Below are 23688 nucleotides of genomic sequence, written 5' to 3'. Positions count from 1 at the left end.
TCCCGTTACAATTCCAATTAGACGCTTTTCAGGAGAGCACCATGGCATCCAGGAATACAGGGCAGCGTCCGGGGCTCACTCCCGGCCTGTCCATCATCCATTCCAATCATCTTGAGCACCTGCGCCAGGTGGTGGTGGAATGGATAAAATCACATCCCCTTGATGTGCTGGAGACAGAGCAGTTCCTCGTCCAGAGTAACGGCATGGCCCAATGGCTCAAGCTGGCCCTGGCCGACGACAGCGGCTGCGGCATCAGTGCCGGGCTGGAGGTGAACCTGCCGGGACGGTACGTGTGGACCGCCTACCGGGCGGTGCTGGGGGATAATATCCCGGAAAATTCCCCCTATGACAAGGAGCGGATCAAATGGCGGCTGTTCCGCCTGCTGCCCGGTTTAAGGGATGAACCGGTTTTTGCCCCCCTGAACCGGTTTCTTGAAGGGGATAAGGGCCGGGAGAGCGATCGGCGCCTCAGCCAGCTGGCCGCCCACCTGGCCGATCTTTTTGACCAGTACCAGGTCTACCGGGCGGACTGGCTGGAGGACTGGGGAAAAGGCCGGGACCAGCTGGCCCGCATCGCAGGCCCGCCCATGGCCCTGCCCCGGGACCAGCTCTGGCAGGCGGAACTGTGGCGGCGGATCAGGACGGATATCCCTGAACATCTCAGGCAGATCAGCCGTTCCGATCTCCACCAGAATTTTATGAAGGCGGCCCTGGCCCTTGGGGACGCACGGCCCTCCCCACTGCCCCCCCGGGTGATGGTATTCGGCATCTCCTCCCTTCCCCGGCAGGTCATTGAGACCCTCCACGCCGTTTCCGGCCTCTGCCAGGTGCTGCTTTTTGTCCAGAATCCCTGCCGCCATTTCTGGGCCGATATTATTGAAGACCGGGACCTGCTGCGCATTTCCAATGCCCGCCACCCGGCCAAGGCCGACATGCCGGACCCCCTGAGCCCGGACCAGCTCCACCAGCACGCCAATCCCCTGCTGGCGGCCTGGGGCAAGCAGGGCAGGGATTATATCGGCCTGCTTTACGGCTATGACGCCCCTGAAACCTATGAAAAGGAATTTCCCCAGATCGATCTGTTTGAGGATTTTGTACGGGATGGCGAGCAGGCCCCGCTCCTCAACCAGGTCCAGCAGGCGGTCCTGGATTTGACCCCTCTGCCGCCGGCCCCCGACCATCGGCCCATGGTGGCGGCCGATGACCCGTCCATCCGGTTTGCCGCAGCCCACAGCCGCCAGCGGGAGGTGGAAATCCTCCAGGATATGCTGTTGCACTATTTTGAAACCCTTGAGGGCCTGAAACCCGGTGATATCATGGTCATGGCTGCGGATATAGATGCCTACGCCCCCCATATTGAGGCGGTATTCGGCAATATGCCCGCCGATGACGATAGGTTTATTCCCTTTACCATTGCGGACAAGCCTGACCGGGAAAGCCTGCCCCTGGTTACGGCCGTTGAAAAACTGTTTTTTATTCCCGATTCCCGCATGGGGGTAAGCGAAATTATTGACCTGCTTGAGGTGCCGGCCTTCAGGGCCGGTTTCGGGCTTGGTGCCGAGGACCTGCCCCGCCTTGTCCGCTGGATTGAGGGGGCCGGGATTTCCTGGGGGCTGACCCCGGACCAGCGGGAGGATTTCGGCATGCCCCGGGGGCTGGACCAGAACACCTGGGCCTTCGGCCTGGACCGGATGCTGCTGGGCTATGCCGTGGGGCAGGGCGAGGCCTGGGCGGACATTGAACCCTACGATGAGGTGGGGGGGCTGGACGCGGCCCTGGTGGGGCCCCTATCCGACCTGGTCCGGGAAATGGAGCACCTGAGGCAGATTCTGGGAAGGCCGGCGGCACCGGCACAATGGTGCACCCGTATCAGGGAAATGGTGCAGACCTGTTTTAGGGCGTCCGAGGACCGGGATTTGATTACCCTCAACCGCCTGGAAGAGGTGCTGGATGACTGGCTGGACGCCTGCACCCAGGCTGAACTGGACCAGGATATCTCCCTTGAAGTGGTCCGGGAACTGGTCATGGAAAAGATGGCGGCAGCAGGGGTGTCCCAACGGTTTCTGGCCGGCATGGTCAATTTCGGGACCCTGATGCCCATGCGGGCCATTCCATTCCGGGTGGTCTGCCTTTTGGGAATGAACGACGGTGAGTTCCCCAGAAGCCATCCCCCCCTTGATTTCGACCTCATGGCCGGCAGGGGAATGTACCGGCCCGGAGACCGGTCCCGGCGGGAAGACGACCGCTACCTGTTTCTTGAGGCATTGCTTTCGGCCCGGGACCGGCTCTATATTTCCTATGTGGGCCGGAATATCCGGGACAACAGCGAGCGAATGCCCTCTGTGCTGGTGGGGCAGCTTCGGGATTACCTGGAAGCGGGCTGGCAGATGGCGGGGGACCCGGCGGTGCCCCTTGGGGACAGCCTTACCACCATCTATCCCCTCCAGCCGTTCGGCAAGGAATATTTCAACGGGGCGGCACCGCAGGTGTTTACCTATGCCCATGAGTGGCGCAAGGCCCTGGATACCGGGGGGGAGCAAAAATCACCTGTTGTCCCCCTGGAAGCGCCGGGCGAAATTGCCGGCCCGGGGCTTGCCGACCTGGTCCGGTTCATGAAAAATCCCGTCCGTTATTTTTTTGGCCGCCGGCTTTCCGTCCGGTTTGATGAGGGCGGTGACCGCTGCAGCGATCTGGAACCCTTTGCCCTGGACGGCCTTGCCCCCTTTAATCTGGGGGAACGGCTGCTGCGCGCTGGCCTGGCCGTCCCGGACAGGGATGCCCGGGAGGCTATGGCAGGGGCGGCCCGGCGCATGATGCGTACGGGGGAACTGCCCATGGCCGGGTTCGGCAGGCTGGCGGCAAAGGAACTGCTGCGGCCGGTAAACCGGATGCTCGACCACCACCATGAACTCAGGGACCAATGGCCCCATGCCTGCGACCCCTTGGAGATTTCACTGGCCCTGGCGACCGGGGACGGCCGGACCGTGGCCCTGGACGACTGGCTGGACCGGATTCATGGTGCCGGCGACAAGATATGCCGGGGCCGGTGGGAATTTTACCCCAAACCCGTTTCGGGCCGGGGAATGAAACCGGAGCAACTCCACACCCTGGTGGGGCTGTGGATCAGGCACCTGGCGGGCTCTGCCGCGGGTGCCCCCCTGGAAAGCGTTCTGGTCACCCCGGAGGACAGGATTGTGCTGCCGCCCCTGCCGGGGCCCGAGGCCCTGGGCTATCTTAGCGATATTGCCCGGGAATGGCTCCGGGGGCTGACACTGCCCCTCCCCATTACCGCCAAAACCGGGCTGGCCTATGCCGCCCGCCTGGACGCGGACGGGGAAAAGGCCCGTATGGCCGCCCTCAAAGCCTATGAGGGGGACGGGTTTAATTTTTCCGGGGAACTGGGGTATGATCCGTGTCTTCGGCGGGTATACCCGGGATTTGAGGAACTTTGGGCGGCATTTGATAATGAGTTTACTCGTCTTTGCAGGGTCCTTTACGCCCCCCTGGCCCGGGCGGTGAGCAATTGAATAACGATTTTTGTTGAGGCAGGAGCGCTGAACATGGTCCATCCCCTGAATCCCATGACCTTTCCCCTACACGGCACCCGGCTCATCGAAGCCAGTGCCGGCACCGGTAAAACCTATACCATTGCCGCCCTTTACCTGCGCCTGGTCCTGGGCCACGGCACAGATGAAAACCGGTTTCCCCGTGCCCTGACCCCGCCCGAGATCCTGGTGGTGACCTTTACCAATGCCGCCACCGAGGAGCTGCGGGAGCGGATCCGCAGCCGCCTCACCCAGGCCGCCGCCTTTTTTAGGGGAGTAGGGCAGGGCGATCCCTTTCTTGAGGCCTTGCGCGGCGACTATGGGCCTGAAAGCCGTCCGGCCATGGCCCTGCGCCTGGAGCGGGCCGCCCAGTGGATGGACGAGGCCGCCGTCCACACCATCCACGGCTGGTGCCAGCGCATGCTCCGCCAGCATGCCTTTGACAGCCTCTGCCTCTTTGACCTGGAATTGGCCCCGGGCGACGATGACCTTCTGGAGTCCGCGGCATGCGATTATTGGCGGTCACATTTTTATCCGCTGGATGGCCGGACGCTTTCCGAATTCATGTCCGTGGCAGGCATTTCTACCCCCCAGGACCTTCTGGCACGGGTACGCCCCCTGGTCAATGATGAGGGAGGCGGGCAGGCCGGGGAGGGGCAACGACATTTGGGGGCGGACCCCTTCGGGATGATGGAACAACGCTGCGCCGCCATTGACCGGGCCAGGCAGGCATGGGCAGAGGATTTTGAAAGGGCGGCCGCCCAGGTGGAGGCGGCCAGGGCGAAAAAGGAGTTAAATAACAACAAGTACCGGAAGCCCTCCCTGGAAAAGTGGACTCGTGCCATGGAACTGTGGGTGAATGACAACGGCCCATTGCCCGAGGCCCAGGCCCTGGAAAAGTTTTCCTCGGCTGGGCTGGCTGCCGGGGCCGCCAAGGGAAAGGTGCCGCCGGCCCATCCGGCCTATGATGCCCTGGATCTGCTGATTGAAACCCTTGGGGGCCTGGATATCAGGACGGCCCTGGTCTGCCATGCCGCGGCAGGCATCCGGCGCCGGGTGGATGAACAAAAAGAACGGCTGTCCCGGATGGGATTCAACGATCTGCTCACCCGCCTGGACCAGGCCCTTTCCCTGGGCGGCTCCCAGGGACTTGCCCGGGTGATCCGGGAGCAGTTCCCAGTGGCCATGATCGATGAATTCCAGGATACCGATCCGGTCCAATATCATACCTTTTCCACGGTTTATCCAAACCAGCCGGAAACCGGCCTTTTCATGATCGGGGATCCCAAGCAGGCCATCTACGCCTTCAGGGGGGCGGATATCCATACCTATCTCACAGCCAGGACAGATACCCGGGGCCGCCGGTTTACCCTGGATACCAATTACCGGTCAGCCACGGGCATGGTGGGGGCGGTGAACCGGCTGTTCCGGCGGGCCACCGGATTCGAGGACGGTGCCTTTTTATTTAAGGATCAGATTCCCTTTGAACAGGTGGCGGTACAGGGCCGGTCCGAGGTCTTTGTGGCCCGGGACACCGTCCAGACGCCCATGACCCTGTGGCTGATGGACCAGGACGGGCCTGTGGCCAAGACCGGGCCCGAGGGGTATGTGACACGGATGGCCCGGGCCGCCGCTATCGAAATTTCAGGGCTGATCCGCCAGGGGGCCCAGCAGCCCTGCCGCACCGGGTTCCGTCAGGCGGACGGCACCGTGGCGCCCCTCCGGCCTTCGGATATTGCCGTACTGGTCCGGGACGGGCGTGAGGCGGCGGCGGTCCGGACGGCCCTGGCCGCCTGCACGGTTCGGTCTGTCTATCTGTCTGACAGCGAGTCGGTGTTCGCCACTTCCGAGGCGCTGTCGCTGCTCCATTTGCTCCGGGCCTGTGCCCGGCCGGGGGATGACCGGCTGCTGCGGGCGGCCCTGGCCGTTCCCCTGCTCAATCTCCCCCTTGAGCGGCTGGACCTGCTGAACCGGGATGAAACCGTATGGGAGGAGGAGCTTGACCGGTTCAAAACCTTAAGCCATATCTGGCACACCCGGGGGGTACTGCCCATGGTCCGGGCCCTGCTGGCCGGTTTCAATGTGGGTATCCATTCCCGGGGCGGCAGTTCCGGGGAACGGCAGATGACCAATGTCCTCCACCTGGCCGAACTGCTCCAGGCCGCAGCCGCCACCCTGGACGGTGAGCAGGGGCTGCTCCGCTGGCTTGCCGATAGGATTGAGACCCCCACGGCCGGTGCAGACGAACAGATCATTCGCCTGGAAAGCGACGAAGAACTGGTGCAGGTGGTGACCATCCACAAATCCAAGGGCCTGGAATATCCCCTGGTCTTTCTTCCCTTTATCTGCAGCTTCAGGAAAACCACCGCCCGGAACACGGCCGTGGCAAGGTTTCATGACGATGGGGGACGGCTGCAGAAAATGGTGAATCCCGACGGCGATGCCCTGGCCCGGGCCGACCGGGAACGGCTGGCCGAAGATTTAAGAATGCTGTATGTGGCCCTGACCCGTGCCTGCCACGCCTGCTGGCTGGGGATGGGTGTCATGGGCAAAACCACCAAAAAAGGGGAAACCACCGACCTTCACCAGTCCGCCGTGGGCCACCTGCTGGCCGGCGGCCAGATGATAAAAACAGATGATCTTGCCGGCCTGCTGGCCGATGCCAGGGGGGAGTGCCGGGATATCGAGGTGTCGCCCTTGCCCGATGTCCCGGATGATATTGCCGGCGGAGGGGGACCGGAGCCGGTGCCCGGACCGGCCAGGAAATTTACCGGCCGGATTCCCCGTAACTGGCGGATTACCTCCTATTCCGGAATCCTTGCCGGGGCGGCCATGGAAAGCCATGGCCCGGCGCCCGTGGCCGGGGACGCCCCTTCCCCGGATACCCCTTCCCAGGACCAGCTCATGGAAACCGGCGGTGAGGCCGGGACGGCCGTGGCCGTGGCCGCCGGCGCCCGGTCCATCCACACCTTTCCCAGGGGGCCGGAACCGGGGACATTTCTCCATGATATTCTGGAATGGGCGGCGGCAAGCGGCTTTGACAGGGTGTCCCGGGACCGGCCCATGGTGCTGGATGAAATTACCCGCCGCTGCACCCGGCGGGGCTGGGAAGACTGGTCCGGGGTACTCACGGACTGGTTCATGGCGCTGCTGGATTTTGACATGGGAGAAGGATTTCCCGCCGGAGAAGGGGGCGGGGCCGGTATCCGCCTGGCGGATTTCACCCGGGCGCTGTGCCGGGCGGAAATGGAGTTCATGTTCCCGGCCCACGGGGTGGAGATCCACAGACTGGACCGGCTGGTTACCGGCACCGTGCTGCCCGGCATTCCGCGGCCGGCCCTGAGGCGGGACCGGGTAAACGGTATGCTCAAAGGGTTTATTGACCTGGTCTTCTGTTCCCAGGGCCGTTATTTTGTCCTGGATTACAAATCCAATCACCTGGGAGATACCGGGGCCGCCTATGACGGTCCTGCCATGGCCCATGCCATGGCGGGGCACCGGTACGACCTGCAGTATCTGCTGTATATCCTGGCCCTTCACCGGCTGCTGACTGCCCGGCTGCCGGATTACGATTATGACCGGGATGTGGGCGGGGCTGTCTACCTGTTTCTCCGGGGCGTGGGAAGGGGAGGCCAGGGCATTTACGCCCACAAGCCGCCGAAGGATGCGATAATTGAGCTGGACCGGATGTTCAGAAAAGGGGTGAGGCCATGATTGAGGTGGATGCATTGACAGAATTGATCCGGACCTGGACGGCCAGGGGATGGCTGAGGCCCCTGGACCGGGCCTTTGCCGGTTTTTTGCACCGGCAGGAGCCCGGGGCCTGCGCCCTGGTACTCATGGCCGCGGCCCTGGCCAGCCACCAGCTGGGCCGGGGCCATATCTGCCTGGATATAGAGGTGGCCCTGGCCGACCCCGACGGCACCCTTTCCCTTCCCCCGGAGGGAGAGACCGGGGAGCAGATGCCGCCCAAGCCCTCCCAGATCCTGGCCGGGGTGACCCGAAGGCAATGGGTCAGGGCCCTCGAGGACTCGGCCCTGGTGGGCAAAGACGGGGATGCCGCCCCCCTGGTGCTGAACCGGGACCGGCTCTATCTGCGCCGGTTCTGGGGGTACACCCGGCAGGTGTCCGAAGCTGTCCTGGCCCGTATCTGCAACCGCCTGCCCCTTCCCGACGATATGGCGGGCCGTTTGGACCGGCTCTTTTCAGGGCTGAGAACAAAGGCTGAAAAAGAAAAAGCAGAGATCCACTGGCAGACCATTGCCGCTGCCGTGGCCGCATCCTCCACCTTCTGCGTCATCTCCGGGGGGCCGGGGACGGGCAAAACCACCACCGTGGTTCAGATTCTGGCCCTGCTTCAGTCCATGGCTTTAGAGGAAATGCGGCCCCTGCGTATCCGTCTGGCCGCCCCCACGGGAAAGGCCGCCGCAAGGCTCACCGAATCCATGGGCGCTGCCCTGGACCGGCTGCCGGCGGATATCCGGGGACAGATGACCTCGGAGGTTTCCACCCTCCACCGCCTGCTGGGGGCCCGGCCCGATTCCAGGCATTTCATCCATAATAGGGAAAATCCCCTGCATCTGGACCTGCTGGTGGTGGACGAGGCCTCCATGATTGACCTTGAAATGATGGACGCCCTGCTGGGGGCACTGCCCCGGGGCGCCCGCCTCATCCTCCTGGGTGACAAGGACCAGCTGGCCTCGGTGGAGGCGGGATCGGTGCTGGGGGATATTTGCGCCACGGCGGGGAAACCGGGGTACAGGAAGGAAACAACGGCGCTGGTTAAAAAGGCCACCGGATATGATATTTCGGGCTTTTCCGGGCCCGGCACAGGCCTTGACCAGCATATCGTACTCTTGAGAAAAAGCCACCGTTTCCATGATGACAGCGGCATCGGGGCCCTGGCCCGGGCCGTGAACCGGGGCGACGAAACCGGGGTGGACCGGACCTGGGAGAAGGGATTTGAAGATATTTCAAAGCTGGCAATGCCCTCATCCGGGGCTGCGGTTTTCAGCCGTCTGGTACTGGACGGCAACCCCGGGGCCTTTGCCAGCCAATCGCCGGGGCCGGCCGGATACCGGGCCTATCTTGACACCATGGCCAAAGGGCCGGCCGGGTTTGATTCTCAAACGGACTGGCTCAACGCCGTGCTGGACCAATTTAACCGCTTCAGGCTGCTCACCCCCCTTCGAAAAGGAGAGTTTGGGGTGGACGGGCTGAACCGTGCAACTGCGGATATCCTTTTTGAAGCCGGCGGTATCCCGGCTGTACGGGGCTGGTACCCCGGTCGCCCGGTGATGGTAACCCGCAACGATTACAGCCTGGGCTTGATGAACGGGGATATCGGCATTGCCCTTGAGGTAAAGGATGAACGGTATCCCGGTGCCCGGGTGCTGCGGGTGGTCTTTCCCACGGCCGGCAGCGAACCAAAACTTGTGCTTCCCTCCCGGCTTGAAGCGGTGGAAACGGTATTTGCCATGACCGTGCACAAGTCCCAGGGCTCGGAGTTTGACCATACCGCCCTGGTGCTGCCCGGCAGCATGGGCCCGGTGATGACACGGGAGCTGGTCTATACCGGCATTACCCGGGCCCGCTCCTTTTTCACCCTGGCCGGGCCAAATCCTGAGATCCTCTCCCGGGCCGTGGCCCAGCGGACCCACCGGGCCTCGGGGCTGGGGGATCTGCTCAGGGCAGGTGCACCGGCCCCACAATAGACGGGGCACCGCCAAGGCGCATCAGCCGGGAAGGCTGCGGCATCGGATTAAGCGCAGAATTCATGGGGGTTCTGCATTTTCAGGCAGACCCCCATTTTTTCGAACAGCCGGATCAGTCCGTAGCGGGTCCGGTCCAGGAAGATGAATTCAGGGTTGATCCGGTGGATGTGCTTGGAAAAATGGTGCATGCGCAGGCCCAGTTTCTTCCCCTTTTCCATGAAGTCCGGGTGGGCCCCGAAATCAAAGGTTTCTTCCATGAACAACCGGCCGTACCAGCCGGCCATGTCCCGGAAGAGGCCGGCCATTTCATCCTGGATGGCCCGGTCCAGATCCGGAGAGATGAAATTCAGCTCCATGAGCAGGCTGCGGAAGGTTTCCAAGTCCTTGTGGCCGGCCATGCGCACCAGTTTTTTGTACAGGCGGATGAACCGCGGTTCAAAGGCCCGGACACACCCGAAATCCAGCAGCCCGATCGCAAGGTCGTCCGTGATCAGGAAATTCCCCGGATTGGGATCGGCATGGATGAGGTTCAACTCGTAAAATCCTTTGACAAAGATATTGTTGAGGGTCTGGCCCACCCGGGTTTTGCTCTCCCTGTCAGGGCCGGTTTCCAGCCAGTCGCTGAGAACCCGTCCCTGAAGCCGTGACATGGTCAGCACCTGGTCGGTGGAAAGGGACGGGTAGACTTTGGGGATACGCACCCCCGGAATGTCCAGGTGCTGCCTGAAAAATTCCAGGTGTTCCGCCTCCTGTGTATAATCGGTTTCCCGTACCAATACGGTTTCGATCTCATCCAGGGCGGTTTTCAGGATTTCATATTCCGTCATGGGGTAGACCAGGGTTTTCAGCATCCGGATGTCATTGGAAATGGTATCCCGGATCCCCGGGTACTGGATTTTTACGGCCAGGGCGCTGCCTTCACCGGCGGCCCGGGCGCTGTGCACCTGGCCCAGGCTGGCCGCTGCAAAGGCGGTTGAATCAAAGGAATCAAACAGGGCTTCCGGGGGCCGGCCGAAATTGTTCTGGATGATTTTCCGTGCCAGGGCCCGGTTGATGGGGGGGACCTGGTGATAGGATTTTTCCAGTTCCTTTTGAAATTCTTTGGGGAAAAACTCAGTTTCCAGGCTGAGCATCTGGGCGGCCTTCAGGGCCGTTCCCCTGAGCATGGCCAGGCCGTCAAAAAGGGTTCTGGCGTTGTCCGCCGCCAGGTCCTGTTTGGCCCTGTCCGTATCCGTCCCGTTGAGGAAGGGTTTTTTCAGCCAGTACTTCACCTGGTTTTTTCCCATTTTTGCGGCGATCCTGCCCGAGGAGAGGGTCCGGGAGAGCTTGCCCCGGGGGATGTCGCTATTCACGGCTCTTCTCCATGAATTTGCGTTTAATGCCGTGGAGGGCCTCCACCCGGTCTCCGAACCGGTCCATGCGGGAGAGCACATGGTTTTTGAACAGGAAAAGACCGATGTCAAAGACCTTGTTGGCGATCCCGGCCCGGATGGCGGAACAGGAGAGGTCAAGGCTCTTGTCCATGAGGACGCTGGTCCGGTGGAACCCGTCTGAGTCATCCCCCAGCCAGTAGATGATAAGCCCCAGGTAAAACTCCCAGTAAACCTGGATGATGATGTCCATGAAGACCTGGTCCGGGATCTCATCTGCCTCCACGGCGGCCTCGAAAATATCCCTGACCACGGCCGTATACTTGTCCTTCACCGGGCGGAGCCGTTTTTGCTGCTGGCTCAGGGTGAAAAAGGCGGATTTAAAGGTTTTATCCAGAAATTCCCGGTCCGCTGTATAGAGGGTGAGCAGGGTTTCGAAAAAGGTCTGGAGCTGCTCCTGGAAGGTGAATTCATTGAAATCCGGGATGGCCTTCAACCCTGAAACGGCTTCTTCCAGTTTATCTTCGTAATACCCGTAGACGATGGCCTCTTTCGTGGGGAAGTAATTATAAATGGTGGCGTCCCCCAGGCCGGCCTTCCGGGCCGCATCCCTCATGGTTGCGGTTTTCAGGTCCTTTTCTATGACCAGGTCGGCAAAGGCCTGGATGATATTGCTCCTGTTTTCCTGTTTCTTGGCTTTTGAAATCTTCATGGCCGCCCTCCCTGAGTTAATGGGATTATATATCTATAAAATAAAGATATTTTTAATTTAAAGTATAGTCGTTATGTATAAAAGTCAAATAAAAAAATCCCATTGGGTAGTTCCAGGGACAGCGTCGTTAAGGGGGCGGCCGGTCTTCGTCCAAATAACGGCCGGGTCAGTGATCTGTACCTGGCTTTTTGGGGGGCTTTTGACGATGTTTCGCGATGAAATAGAAGGATGCCATGGCTGACAGGCAAATGGGGACAAATATACCGAGAATAAATGCCTCATGGATAATTGAGGGTTTATTGCCCAACAAGCCGGTGTAGTACGCTGTGACGGTCATGATGACTGCCATGGCAATGGATGATGCAGTTCCGGCTGCCGGACTCGGTGTCAGCCGGGTTAATCCCATACATAGGGGAACAATGATAATGGCATTTGCCAGGCCGTAAGCCAGATAGCCCACGCCGAAAAAGAGAAGTTCAAAAAGAACAGGGATATAGATCATATCCGGCCGGTGCAGCATATGGTAAGACTCGTAAAGTGTGAATACGACTGCCGGAAGTATGGGTGATAAAAAAATGGCATTTAACATATCTCCCCCCTTATTTACTACACTTATTTACTACACTTATTGGCAACCCATTGGTGGCCCAATTACCCCGCCCAATCATTATTTGGCCATGGGGTTGCACGGGATGTCAAAATCGACATGGTAATGGTCATCATGCCGGACCCAGGACCGTTTTTTTGAAAAAGATACCTTTCCCTTTATCAATGCCCAGCCCTTTGCCTTTTGAAGGTGGGGCTGGAGATCCGGGGCAAAAATTACCCGCCATATTCTGACCTTATGTGAATCGGCTACCTGTTTTAATGATAAAATGTGGGCGTTAACTGCGTCAAAATCAATGGAGAGTCCAAGTTCTTTGCAAAACCCATTTGCGTTGAAATCAATGCCGTAACCGTATTTGTTCAGGGCATGGGTGGGCAGCGGCACGGATTTTCCGGATTTATTTTTGACCGGCACCATAAAATCAACGGATAATCCGTTTTGGTGGGTCTTGTGCGGCTTGAACCGGCCCCCGGAGGCCCACCCCGTTTCTCCGTATACAAAAACCGTTTCCGGATGCTTCCGGCTTAATGACTTGTAGGAGGCCAGGATAATTTCCGATACCTTGCAGTGAACGTATGTCCGTCCCAGGACTGGGCCGATCCGGCTGTAAGCCTTAAAATTCTGTCCCGAATAGGGCAGCCTGCATCCGTTTTCAAGCCTGCCATTTGAGGTCGTGCCAAAGCAGGTTGACTCTTCTGCAATTATTGCAGGCGGCATTGAAAGGACCAGGAAAAGCGTTGTGATAAATAGTGCTTTTAATGGGTTTACCAAATTCTTATTTGCATCCGGCTCCTGGTTTACGGAAGTGGTGCGCCAGATGTTTTCAAAAAAACGCAACCTAACCCAAGCCCCTTTCAAACCTTTGGTTCTGTGGTTTTTATATTTTGCGGCAACCGCTTTCCCATACTGATTCTCTTTTCGGTTTGATAACCATTGGAAAGGTAGAATTTTTCCACAGATTCATTGCCTTCCATGATCTGCAGATTAATTTTCATGCAGCCCTTTTTTAAGAGCATTTTTTCCGCATGGGAGAGCAGTGCAGACCCCAAACCTTTATTTTGATGGGCCGGCGACACTGCAATGGAATATATCCAGCCCCGGTGCCCGTCATAGCCGGCCATAACGGTGCCGATCACATCCCGGCCATCCCCTGCAACAAAGAACAGGCCGTCACCAAAATTTATTTTTTTGTCGATTACCAGATCCGGTGCATTATGGGCGGCTTCGTAGCCAAACACCTCTTTCCACAAAGAAATGACCTGATCCCTGTGTTTTGAATTATCGAATTCTGTGATTTCGTATTTCATCTTTTAATCCCTGATCGGAATGCTGCACATGACTGGTTAGCGGGTATTCACTATAAAAAATGATAATATGAAAAATAAAATAAAATCAAGGTGTTTAAAAACGCCACTCTAAAGTTGGTTCTATGTCATTGTTCAATGGTGGCGTTTGTAAAAATAGATGACCACCAGGAGTTTTGCCTTCGTTTTGCCGACGCTTTTTCCCACATGGGGGACGATGGAGTCGAAGTAGATATTGTCCCCGGCATTGAGAACTATCACCTCCTCCCCGTAGTGGAATTCCAACTGGCCTTCCATGACGTAGATGGTCTCCTCTCCCTCGTGGGTGTATGTCCGGGTGATCTCCCAGGGGGCGTGGATGATGAAGGGCTCCATGTTTTTGCCGGCCTTGCCTTCGGCCAGGATTTCGTAGTCGTATCCGGCGAACTGGTCGGTTTCCCGGATGATTTCCCGGTCGGATTTCCGGCTTAAAAAGAGCCGGACATCTCTGGGCGGGGCGCCGCCGGCCAGAAGGGTGGTGATTTCCACGCCTAGGCCGGTGGCAATTTTGGTCAGGGTGGAATAGGGGGGGGCTTTTTGGGCCCGCTCCACCTTGGAGAGGTAGCCCTTGGTCAGCCCGGTTCGGTCGGCCAGGTCCTGGAGGGTCATCCCTTTTTGGGTTCTCAATTTTTTAATGTTCCGGGAAATGCTTTTTTCATCCATGGGGCGGCCTTCCTTATTGGGGTGGCATTACTTTTGGGAGGATATTTTCCGCAAAGGGGATGATATAGCCCCTGCCCTCCAGGCGGTGGACCAGTTTGTTCACATCATGGGCATGGGAGAAGCCCAGCTCCCGGGTAGCGGCTTGGTCCAGGTCCGATACCAGCACCACATTGAACCGGTGGAGCATGTCCATGACCCGCAGGGCCACATAGGCGGGCATGTTAAACTCTGCGGCCAGTTTTCTGCCCAGTTCCCCGGGGCAGGTTTTATAATGGTTCAGGGCGTCTGCAAAATCCCCATTGCCCACGCCGGCGGCGCAGCCGGCCACAAAGACCAGGGTGGCCCCCTCCTTTGCCGCGGCCACGGCGTTGAACAGGGCCTTGGTGGCCTGGTAAAGCTGGGCATCGGTGCGGTGGCCCCCGGCGGAGAAGATGATAAAATCCGCTTTTTGGTCAATATCCACGCAGCAGGCCCGGTCCACCTCCCGGCAGCCCCGGTCAAATACCTCGCCGAGGCCGCCGGCCTCTGCATGGAAAATCTCTCCCCGGCCGTTGGCGGCCACCGCCGCATAGGTGCAGGTTCTGCCCTTTAAAAAAAGGTTGGCCCCGGCGGCCATGTCCTCGCTGACCGGGTTCCCCCGGCAGATTCCCTGGGCAACCCGGGGGTGGGGGATGCCTTTGCCGTCCATGGCCAGGGAATGGTTGGCCTGGATGGCGTCGTTGCCGGCGATCCCCGGCAGGATATATTTACGGCCCCCGCCGAATCCGGCCAGCATGTGGTGGAGGACGCCCCCGAAAATAACGATGTGATCGGCCTGTGCCGCCTCACAGGTGACGGTGAGGGGGGTGCCGGCCGGGGTGGTCCCCATGGCGGCCAGGCGGCCGGGGTCCAGGCCGGCGGCGTTGACCACCTTCACCCGTTCCTTTGTATCCTTCCCGCAGAGGAGATCAAACTGGGATTCAGGAATGGCTTTGTGGGTGCCCAGGGCAATGATCACGGTGATTTTTTCAAGATTTGCCCCGGCATCTGCCAAAGCATCGATGATCACCGGCACAAAGCGGTCCCCCCTGGCCCAGAGACGGGTGTCGTCGGGAATGATGAGGGCGATCCGTTTGCCGGCCAGGTCTTGGGGGGCATGGGAGCGGATGCCATCGCCAATGATCCGGGCGACCCGGTCATGGCCCAGGGCCGGTATATCCTTTCCTTCAAGGATGCCTAGGATCTTTTCGTCGGCAATCTCCAGGTCCAGGGCGGTATGGCCGGTTTCCAGGGAAAATTTCATTGGGCGTCCTTTTTCATGGCGCTGAAGATGGGAACTGCCGGGTGGCAGACCGCCACCCGCTCCTGGCTGCCGGCCAGGTTGATACGGCAGACCGGGCAGTCCGTTAGCCAGAGGTCCGCCCGGGTGCCGGTGATCTGTGTCATTTTCTTTTCCATCATCTGACCGGCAACGTCGGGGTGTTCGTAGAAAAAGGTGCCCCCGCCCCCGCAGCATTGGTCTTCTTCGGGGGTGGGAATGTATTCCAGGTTGGGCAGGCGGGTGAGCAGGTCCCGGACCATTTCATGGGTTGAAAAGCTGTTCCTGGAATGGCAGGGGGCGTGGTAGACGGCACGGCCGAGTCCCGGCGCTTCATTATCGAGGTTGAGATCATGACCGGACAGAAAGCTTAAAATATCTTTTGTCTTTAGGGCTATTTCTTCGGCCTTGGCGGCCAGGGCGGGGTCCTGACGGCTCTGCCGGGCCAAAAAGGCAGGGTATTCGTCCTTGAGGGCGGCCCCGCAGGTGGTGCAGTCCACGATGATATGATGGCAGTCCAGGTCTGAAAAGGCCTCGATATTGGTCCGGATATTGGCTGCGGCCCGGTCTGCGGCTCCGTGGTAGAGCAGTGGGATGGCGCAGCATGTCTGGGATTTGGGGATAACCACCTCATAGCCCAGCCGGGTGAGGATGCCGGTCACGGCCTGGCCCGTATCTTCAAACATATAATTGGTGGCGCAGCCGGTGAAATAAAGGATGCGCCCTCTGGATTCACGTCCCGTCGACGGGGGCAGTTTTTCCGGCACCGACTCTCTGAAGGGCCGGTGGTTAAGTTTGGGAAAGCGGGATACCGGGATATTGCCGAGCCTGTATTTGTCCGCCAGAAATTTCGGAGTGAGGCGCTGGCCGATTCGTCCCATGCCGGCCCCGGCCCGGAGCCGGTACTCTTTGGAGAGCAGGTAGATCAGTCCCCGGATGGCCGGGGTTTCCCCCAGTTCCTCCACCATTTTCTGGCGCATGGCCATGAACCGTTCATAGTGGTTGATGCCCGAGGGGCAGGTGACGGCGCAGGCTCCGCACATCAGGCATTTGGAAATGATCTCCTTGAGCAGGGGGGAGGATTCAAGACTGTTGTGCTCGTGGGCCTTGATGAGCTGGAGCCGTGCCCGGGGCGAGGCCTGTTCTTCCTTGAGGGTCTGGTACACCGGGCAGACCGAGAGGCAGAGCCCGCATTTTCCGCAATTGGCCAACACCTTATTGCCTTGGTTTAATCGGTGTGAATCGCTCATAGGATTTTCCCCGGATTGAGGATGCCGGCCGGGTCAAGGGCCTGTTTGACCCGGGCCATGACCTCCATGGAATCCTGGTTCATGACCAGGGGCATGTATTTGGTCTTGGCCAGGCCGATGCCGTGCTCTCCGGAGAGGGTGCCCCCCAGGTCTGCAGCGGCCTCAAATATTTCGTCAAAGGCCTTGACCACCCGTTCCCACTCTTCCTTATTGTTACGGTCCGCCGGAATCATGGGGTGCATGTTGCCGTCCCCGGCATGGGCCAGTACCCCTGTGGTGAGCCTGTATTTTTTTCCGATGGCCACAATGCGCCGGGTCATCTCCGGGACCTGGCTGACGGGCACGGTGACATCCTCGGAGAGGATATCCGGGGCCAGTTTGGCAAATACCCCGTAGGCCGACCGCCGGGCCGCCCATAGCCTTGCCTGGTCCCGGGGGGTGGCGGCCTCCTCGATGTGGGCGGCATGGTTGGCCTTGAGGTGGGTGATGATCTTTTGAACCTCCTTCTCGCAGGCTTCGGCCACCCCGTCCACTTCAATGAGCAGGGAGCCCGCCGCCTCCCGGTCCAGTCCCAGGTGGGCGCTGTCCTCGATGCAGTTGAGGGTGAACTGGTCCATGAGTTCCATGGCCGCCGGGAGGATGCCGGAGCCGATGATGTCGGAAACGGCTTTGGCCGAATCGTCCAGATCCGAGAAATTGACCAGCAGGGTCCGTGTGGTTTCCGGCTTGGGCACAACCTTGACTATGGCCTCTGTGACCAGGCCAAGAGTCCCTTCTGAACCGCAGAGAAGTGCCGCCATCTTATAGCCGGTGACATCCTTCACGTTTTTGGAGCCGAACCGGACGATGCGGCCGTCGGCCATGACCGCCTCCATGCCCAGGATATAATCCATGGTCACCCCGTATTTAAGGCAGCGGGGGCCGCCGGCATTCTGGGCGATATTGCCCCCCAGGGTGGCGGTGGCCATGGATCCGGGGTCTGGGGGATAGAAAAAGCCATGTGGGGCCAGGGCCTTTTGGAGATCCCCGTTGACCACCCCGGGCTGGACCACGGCGTACCGGTCCCGGGTGTTGATTTCCAGGATTTTGTCCATCTTGGTAAAGCAGAGCACAATGCCCCCCTGCAGGGGAATGGGGGCCCCGCAGACCGAGGTGCCCGCCCCCCGGGCCGTGACCGGAATTTTGCGGGCATGGGCGATCTCCATTACATGGGAGACCTCCTGGGCGGTTTTGGGGAAGAGGACCAGCTCGGGCAGGGCCTCTTCCAGAAAGGCGTCATAGGCATGGGCGGCCAGTTCCTCGGGCTGGTCCAGGACCCGGTCAGGCCCGAGGATTTTTGTTAGATTTGCTTTTATTTCCGGGGTGATTCGATTCATAGTTAACCTTAATTTAAGAGCCAGTTGGGCAGGGCCAGGGATATCCAGGGGATATAGGTGACCAGCATGAGGCAGATGAGCATGATCCCTAAAAAGGGCAATACGCCCCGGGCGATTTTTACCAGGGGAGCCCGGGTGATCCCCGAGGCCACGAAAAGGTTGAGGCCGAAGGGCGGGGTGAGCATGCCCATCTGGATGTTCAGCACCATGACCACCCCGAAGTGGACCAGGTCGATGCCGTAGCGGTTCAGGGTCTCCAGAAAGATGGGGGCCAGGATGAGCATGGCCGAAACATCGTCCATGAAGCAGCCCAGGATGAGAAAGAGCAGGTTCACCGTGAGCAGGAACATCCATGGGCTGTGGATATGTTCGATGATGATGTCCGCCAGCTGGTGGGGGATCTGCTCCGCCGTGAGCAGCCAGATAAAGGTCATGGCCGTGGACAGGATAAAGAGCAGGCAGGCCGAAAGCACGGCCGCCTCCTTGCAGATTGAGGTGATCTCCCGGATTTTGAATTCCCTGTAGATGAAGATTTCCACGAACAGGGCGTAGACCACGGAGACGGCGGCGGCTTCCGTGGGGGTAAACATCCCCGAATAGATGCCCCCCAGCACGATAAACGGCAGGAGCAGGGCCCAGATCCCCTCCCTGGCCGTCCGGGCCAGTTCGGCCAGGGAGGCCTTTGTTTCCACCCGCCAGTCGTTCTTTTTGGCCACAAAAAAGGTGTAGGCCATGAGGGCCGCGCCGATGAGCAGCCCCGGCAGGATGCCTGCCATGAATATTTTTGTCACCGAGACATTCATCACCAGACAATAGAGGATCATGGGGATGGATGGGGGGATGACGATGCCCAGGGAGCCGGAGACGGTGATCAGGCCCAGGGAGAATTTTTCCCCGTACCCGGCCTTGATCAGGGCCGGGATCATGATGGAGCCGATGGCCACCACCGTGGCCGGGGAAGATCCCGAGATGGCGGCAAAAAAGATGCAGGCCAGAATCCCTGCCATGGCCAGGCCCCCGGGGAACCAGCCCACCAGTGCGTTGACAAAGGCCACCAGTTTCCGGGCGATGCCCCCCCGGGTCATGATGGCCCCGGCCAGGATAAAAAAGGGGATGGCCAGGAGAACGAATTTATCCAGGGCGTTGAAGAGCTGCTGGGTGATGATGTGCAACGGGGTGGCCGTAAAAAAGACCAGGCAGACCAGGGTGGTGATGCCCAGGATCACGGCGATGGGCACCCCCAGCAGCAGGAGGGCTCCAAAGCAGATGCAGATGGTGAGAATCATTGTGCCCCTCCCTGGGAAAGCGGCTGTTTAACCGATTCCACCGCCTTGATAATAAACCGGATGCCGATGATCACCGAAAAAAAGGGGATGGGCAGGTAGACCAGGTACATGGGAATTTCCATGGTGGGGGAGGTGGTCTCGTATCCGTACATCCGGGTGACGATCTTCCATGAATAGACGGCCACGGTGAAAAAAAAGAGGGCGGACAGGGTGTTGGTAAAGGCCTTAACCCGGCCCTGCCAGGGGTTTTTAAGCTTTGACACCATGAGGTCCATGGTAAAATGGCTGCCGGTTTTCACTCCGGTGGCCGCCCCGAGAAAGGCGATGAACACCCCCAGGTAGCGGCCCAGTTCCTCAAACCAGGTAAAGGAATAGTTGAATACATACCGGGTGATCACCTGGATAAAGCCGATGAGGGCCAGACCCAGGATGGTCCAGACCAGGGTGAAATTTTCCACCCGGTCCAGGAAGTTGATGATCTGCTTCACGATTGGTCTCCGAAAGAAAAATGCCCGTCCCCGGCGGGCTGCCGGGGACGGGCCTGGATAGGGTCGTTTTATTGCTGGTGGGCGTTTATTTTGTCCAGCATAAAGTCGAAAATATCGTCACCGATTTTTTTGCGGTATTTATTCCATACCGGCACCATGGCCTGTCTGAATGCTTCCCGTTCCTGGGTGGTCAGGTCTATGATTTCGATATTATTCTGTTTGGCAAAGTCGGCAATGGAGATATTGAGCTTGGGCAGGGACTCATGGATCTTTGCATTCTGGGTGCGGTTGGTCTCAATGGCCAGCTTGGCCGCTTCCCGGAAGATCTGCTGTTCGGCCTTGGACAGGCTTTCCCAGTAGTCCACCCCCACCACGATGATGCACTCGGTGAGGCAGTGCTGGGTCCGGGTCACATATTTGGTCACCTCGGTGAATTTCATGAGCACCGTGGTCATGAGGGGGTTTTCCTGGGCGTCAATCACCCCGGTCTGCAGGGCGTTGTAGATCTCCGGAAAGGGGATGCCCACCGGGGAGGCCCCCAGCTGCTTGAAGGTGTCCAGGTAGGCCGGGGAATTCATCACCCGGACCTTGAGGCCCTTGACGTCTTCGGGGGTGCGGACGGGCCGTTTGTTGTTGGTGAAATCACGGATTTCATTTTCCGTCCATCCGATGGCGATAAACCCTTTTTTGGGGAAATAGGAGAAGATCTTTTCCTGAACCCCGGCATCGTCCAGGGTGGCGTAGGCAGTGGCCCGGTCGGGAAAGATAAAGGGCATGTCCAGTATGGCGCACTGGGGCACAAAGTTCTGCAGCACGGCCGTGGTCAGTGCGGCCATCTGGAGGGTGCCGGACTGTACCTGCTCGGCCATGGACCGTTCCCCGCCCAGCTGGCCGGAGGGAAAGGTGGCGATGTCGATTTTTCCATTGGTCTTTTCCTTTACATAGGCGGCAAAGGCGTCAACGCCCTTGGCCTGGCCGTGGAAGGGCGGGGCCACATGGCCGAATTTAACTTTCCCGGCAAAGGCGGGAAGGGCCGCCCCTGTGGTGATCAATGCGGTGATGCCCAGAATCAGGCCGGCTTTGAGGATGATATGTTTCATTGTCAGCTCCTTAAAATAGATTTAGGTACTGATGTACCAGAACAATTCTGGGAGGATTTAGCCTGAAAGTTTTCTGGTTGTCAACTTGAATATGGGCATGACCGGTGCGGTGATTTGAGGGTGTTTTTAATAAGATTTTGTATATCGTTTTGTTGGCCTGTGTATTTTAGGGTGTTTTTGAGATATGCCCAATTTTCTTAAGTTATTGGAGAGTTTTGCTTAATTTGAATTTTTTTCATTTCAGGAAACTTTTCGTATCGATATTTTCTATTTTTATCCTGGTGTTGAATAGGAAAAATCAATTTGATAGGTTGCGCCCTATGGATTACAAATTCTCCCAGTAGAATAATCCCCCAAAAATAAGGAGAAAAAAATGAAATCGAGAATCAAGGTATGGCTGGTTCTGTTTGTCCTGGCAGCGGTTTTTCCCGGGATGGCATTGGCCTCTGGTCTTGCCCCCTTTAAAGGCGACAGCGGGGTGCTCAGGATCGCCGGGGGCACCGCCCATATTCCGGTGATGAAGGCAGCGGCCAAGCAGGTCATGTCCTTTAATCCTGACATTCAGATCACCATTGCCGGAGGCGGTTCCGGTGCAGGGATCAAACAGGTCGGAGAAGGCCTTGTCAATATCGGCAATTCCGGCCGGAAACCCAGTGACCAGGAGGTCGAAAAATACAATCTCTCCATGTATAAATGGGCCATTGACGGGGTCTGCCCCGTGGTGAGCCCCGGTAACCCAGTAAAAGCCCTGACTGCCGGCCAACTGAAGGATATCTATGCCGGAAAAATTGAAAACTGGAAAACCCTGGGCGGACCGGACCGGGACATCAACCTTTATACCCGTGATGCCTCCTCGGGCACCCGGGCCGTGTTCTGGAAAAAGGCATTGGCCAAGGGGGATATCTCCGGAAAGGCCAATTTCGTTTCCTCCAACGGGGCCATGAAGTCTGCCATTGCCGGCGATCCTTACGGCATCGGCTATATCTCTGTGGGATACCTGGATGACGGGGTGGCACCGGTGGCACTGGACGGGGTGATGCCCAGCCTTGAAACCGTTAAAAGCGGTGCGTACAAAGTGGCCCGGGGGCTCTATTCCAATACCAAGGGCGAGGCCCAGGGGCTGGCCAAAAAATTCATCGAGTATATCATGGGGCCTGAAGGCCAGAAAATCGCAGCAGATAAGGGATTCATTCCCGTTAATTGATGGCGGGACGGATTAAACCGGCCCCGGCCGTCTTTGCCGGGGCCGCTGTTCTCAGTGCCGGGGTAACCCTGGCCGTCATGGGATTCATGCTGTCGCTCAGCCTGCCTGTGATCCGGTCCGGCCAGCTTTGGTCCATTCTTTCGGGGCCCTGGGCCCCCGGCAGCGGCCAGTTCGGCATTACAGCCATGATCGTGGGGACGGTATATATCGCCGGACTCAGCCTCATCTTCAGCATTCCCTTAAGTTTGGGGTGCGCCTTTTTCACTGACATTGTAAAGCCTAAGGGGGCACGGAAGGTTCTGGCCGTTCTGGTCCGGATCATGACGGCGGTGCCCACAGTGATTTACGGGTTCGTGGGGGTATTCCTCCTGGTGCCCCAGATGCGGGCCATCGCCGGCCGGGGATCCGGAATGACTATCCTTACGGCGGCCCTCATGCTGGCCCTCCTCATCGCCCCCACCATGATCCTCTTTTTTTCCCAGAGTTTTGCCAGGGTGCCCAAGGCCGATGTCCTCGGGGCAGAGGCGCTGGGGGCCACCCCTTTCCAGAAACTGATCTATGTGATCCTGCCCGGTGCCTGGCCCGGAATGCTCACCGGGATCATCCTGGCCTTCGGCCGGGCCATGGGGGACACCCTCATCGCCCTGATGCTCAGCGGGAATTCGGTGATGGTGCCTGCAATGCCCCTGGACCCGGGCAGGAGCCTGACGGCCCATATCGCTTTAATCCTGGCGGCTGATTTTGACAGTTTGGAGTTCAGAACCATTTTTGTCTGCGGCAGCCTGCTCTATCTGGCCACGGGCACGGCAGTGCTGGCGGCGCGGGTATGGGAAAGGCGGCAGCCGTGAACGGGCAGGGATGGGGGGACAGGTTTCTGACGGCCTTTTCCTGGGCCTGCGCCGCCGTACTGGTGACGGCCCTGACCCTGATTATCGGGTTTCTGGTGGTCAAGGGGGGCGGGCGGCTGAACGGGGAACTGGTCTTCGGCTCCACCCCGGTGGTTGATGCCCTTTTGCTCAGGCGGCAGGTATTTGACGGGCTTTTTCCGGCCATGGCCGGCACCCTGATGCTGGTCTGCCTGGCCATGGCAGTGGCGCTGCCCCTGGGGCTTGCCACGGGGATTTACCTGGCCGAGTATGCCCGGGGAACTGTAAAGCTGATATTCAGCCTCATGGTGGACATATTGGCCGGCATCCCCTCCATTGTAGTCGGGCTGTTCGGGTTTTCCATTACCATATCCCTCCACCATTTTTTCAATGCCCGGATTTTTCCCTGCCTGATGATCTCCGGGCTTGCCCTGGGGTTCCTGGTGCTGCCCTATATTGTGAAAACCACCCAGGCCGCCCTTGAGGGACTGCCGCTCCAGGTCCGCCTCACGGCACCGGGACTAGGGGCCTCCCGCCTGGAAAATCTGTTTTATGTGCTGCTGCCCGCCGCCCTTTCCGATATCGTATCCGGAATTGTCCTGGCCCTGGGGCGGTGTGCCGAAGATACGGCGGTGATTATGCTCACGGGGGTGGTGGCCACGGCCGGTGTCCCCAAATCCCTGTTTTCAGGTTTTGAGGCCCTGCCCTTTTACATCTACTATATCGCATCGGAATATACGGATCCTTCGGAACTTGGGACCGGATACGGGGCTGCTTTAATACTGCTGATTCTATGTACGGGATTATTCGTGCTGGCCCACTGGATCCGTTACCATATCGAACAAAAGATGAAATACCGGTATTAAT

The 23688-nt window shown here is 59.0% G+C and carries 18 protein-coding genes; 6 read left to right on the top strand and 12 right to left on the bottom strand.

Going from position 1 to position 23688, the window contains the following annotated elements; genetic code table 11:
* The first annotated feature begins 41 nt into the window (after positions 1–41).
* Genes recC through recD form a run of 3 tightly spaced genes read left to right on the top strand, consistent with a single transcriptional unit; the run spans position 42 to position 9259 of the window.
* The gene (recC, locus tag HUN04_04945; protein ID WDP89108.1) at positions 42–3527 is read left to right on the top strand and encodes an exodeoxyribonuclease V subunit gamma; all 3486 of its coding nucleotides are present in this window, start codon (positions 42–44) and stop codon (positions 3525–3527) included.
* Between the two features lie 33 nt (positions 3528–3560).
* Positions 3561–7259 carry an exodeoxyribonuclease V subunit beta gene (recB, locus tag HUN04_04940; protein ID WDP89107.1) on the top strand — a complete coding sequence of 1233 codons (3699 nt, stop codon included), beginning with the start codon at positions 3561–3563 and terminating at the stop codon, positions 7257–7259.
* The gene (gene recD / locus HUN04_04935) at positions 7256–9259 is read left to right on the top strand and encodes an exodeoxyribonuclease V subunit alpha (protein WDP89106.1); all 2004 of its coding nucleotides are present in this window, start codon (positions 7256–7258) and stop codon (positions 9257–9259) included. Before recB ends, recD begins: the two co-directional genes overlap by 4 nt.
* A gap of 47 nt (positions 9260–9306) precedes the next feature.
* On the opposite strand, the gene HUN04_04930 is transcribed toward recD, so the two are convergent.
* The 12 genes from HUN04_04930 to HUN04_04875 form a co-directional block, all read right to left on the bottom strand.
* On the bottom strand, positions 9307–10611 hold the full coding sequence (locus HUN04_04930; GenBank protein ID WDP89105.1) for an AarF/ABC1/UbiB kinase family protein: 1305 nt from the start codon (positions 10609–10611) through the stop codon (positions 9307–9309).
* The gene (locus HUN04_04925; protein WDP89104.1) at positions 10604–11341 is read right to left on the bottom strand and encodes a TetR family transcriptional regulator; all 738 of its coding nucleotides are present in this window, start codon (positions 11339–11341) and stop codon (positions 10604–10606) included. The genes HUN04_04930 and HUN04_04925 overlap by 8 nt, the downstream gene beginning before the upstream one ends.
* 166 nt (positions 11342–11507) lie before the next feature.
* Positions 11508–11930 (bottom strand): hypothetical protein, encoded by a 423-nt coding sequence (locus HUN04_04920; GenBank protein WDP89103.1) that lies wholly within the window; start codon positions 11928–11930, stop codon positions 11508–11510.
* A 78-nt stretch (positions 11931–12008) separates the two neighbouring features.
* Positions 12009–12665: a penicillin-insensitive murein endopeptidase gene (locus tag HUN04_04915; GenBank protein ID WDP89102.1), complete on the bottom strand. Its 657-nt coding sequence runs from the start codon at positions 12663–12665 to the stop codon at positions 12009–12011.
* A 137-nt stretch (positions 12666–12802) separates the two neighbouring features.
* Positions 12803–13255 (bottom strand): GNAT family acetyltransferase, encoded by a 453-nt coding sequence (locus HUN04_04910; GenBank protein WDP89101.1) that lies wholly within the window; start codon positions 13253–13255, stop codon positions 12803–12805.
* A 132-nt stretch (positions 13256–13387) separates the two neighbouring features.
* Positions 13388–13954: a helix-turn-helix transcriptional regulator gene (locus HUN04_04905; GenBank protein ID WDP89100.1), complete on the bottom strand. Its 567-nt coding sequence runs from the start codon at positions 13952–13954 to the stop codon at positions 13388–13390.
* A 13-nt stretch (positions 13955–13967) separates the two neighbouring features.
* Complete coding sequence (gene larA / locus HUN04_04900; protein ID WDP89099.1) at positions 13968–15236, bottom strand: nickel-dependent lactate racemase; 1269 nt, start codon at positions 15234–15236, stop codon at positions 13968–13970.
* On the bottom strand, positions 15233–16501 hold the full coding sequence (locus tag HUN04_04895; GenBank protein ID WDP89098.1) for a (Fe-S)-binding protein: 1269 nt from the start codon (positions 16499–16501) through the stop codon (positions 15233–15235). Before HUN04_04895 ends, larA begins: the two co-directional genes overlap by 4 nt.
* Positions 16498–17877, bottom strand: coding sequence for an FAD-binding protein (locus HUN04_04890; protein ID WDP89097.1), 1380 nt, complete (start codon positions 17875–17877; stop codon positions 16498–16500). Before HUN04_04890 ends, HUN04_04895 begins: the two co-directional genes overlap by 4 nt.
* Before the next feature lie 8 nt (positions 17878–17885).
* On the bottom strand, positions 17886–19163 hold the full coding sequence (locus tag HUN04_04885) for a TRAP transporter large permease subunit (protein WDP89096.1): 1278 nt from the start codon (positions 19161–19163) through the stop codon (positions 17886–17888).
* Positions 19160–19651, bottom strand: a complete 492-nt coding sequence (locus HUN04_04880; GenBank protein WDP89095.1) for a TRAP transporter small permease — start codon at positions 19649–19651, stop codon at positions 19160–19162. Before HUN04_04880 ends, HUN04_04885 begins: the two co-directional genes overlap by 4 nt.
* Positions 19652–19719: 68 nt before the next feature.
* A complete protein-coding gene (locus HUN04_04875; GenBank protein ID WDP89094.1) occupies positions 19720–20751 on the bottom strand; it encodes a DctP family TRAP transporter solute-binding subunit in 1032 nt (343 codons plus the stop codon).
* Positions 20752–21124: 373 nt separating this feature from the next.
* Between HUN04_04875 and HUN04_04870 the strand changes: the two genes are divergently transcribed.
* The 3 genes from HUN04_04870 to HUN04_04860 are packed head-to-tail and all read left to right on the top strand — an operon-like array spanning position 21125 to position 23687.
* Positions 21125–21955, top strand: a complete 831-nt coding sequence (locus HUN04_04870; GenBank protein WDP89093.1) for a phosphate ABC transporter substrate-binding protein — start codon at positions 21125–21127, stop codon at positions 21953–21955.
* A complete protein-coding gene (locus HUN04_04865; protein WDP93167.1) occupies positions 21955–22803 on the top strand; it encodes an ABC transporter permease subunit in 849 nt (282 codons plus the stop codon). The genes HUN04_04870 and HUN04_04865 overlap by 1 nt, the downstream gene beginning before the upstream one ends.
* Positions 22782–23687 (top strand): ABC transporter permease subunit, encoded by a 906-nt coding sequence (locus HUN04_04860; GenBank protein WDP89092.1) that lies wholly within the window; start codon positions 22782–22784, stop codon positions 23685–23687. The genes HUN04_04865 and HUN04_04860 overlap by 22 nt, the downstream gene beginning before the upstream one ends.
* Position 23688: the final 1 nt, after the last annotated feature.

The organism is Desulfobacter sp., from assembly GCA_028768525.1.
Classification (GTDB): Bacteria; Desulfobacterota; Desulfobacteria; order Desulfobacterales; family Desulfobacteraceae; genus Desulfobacter.
Note: the sequence above shows the minus strand (reverse complement) of the source record. Positions and strands in the feature narration are given on the sequence as shown.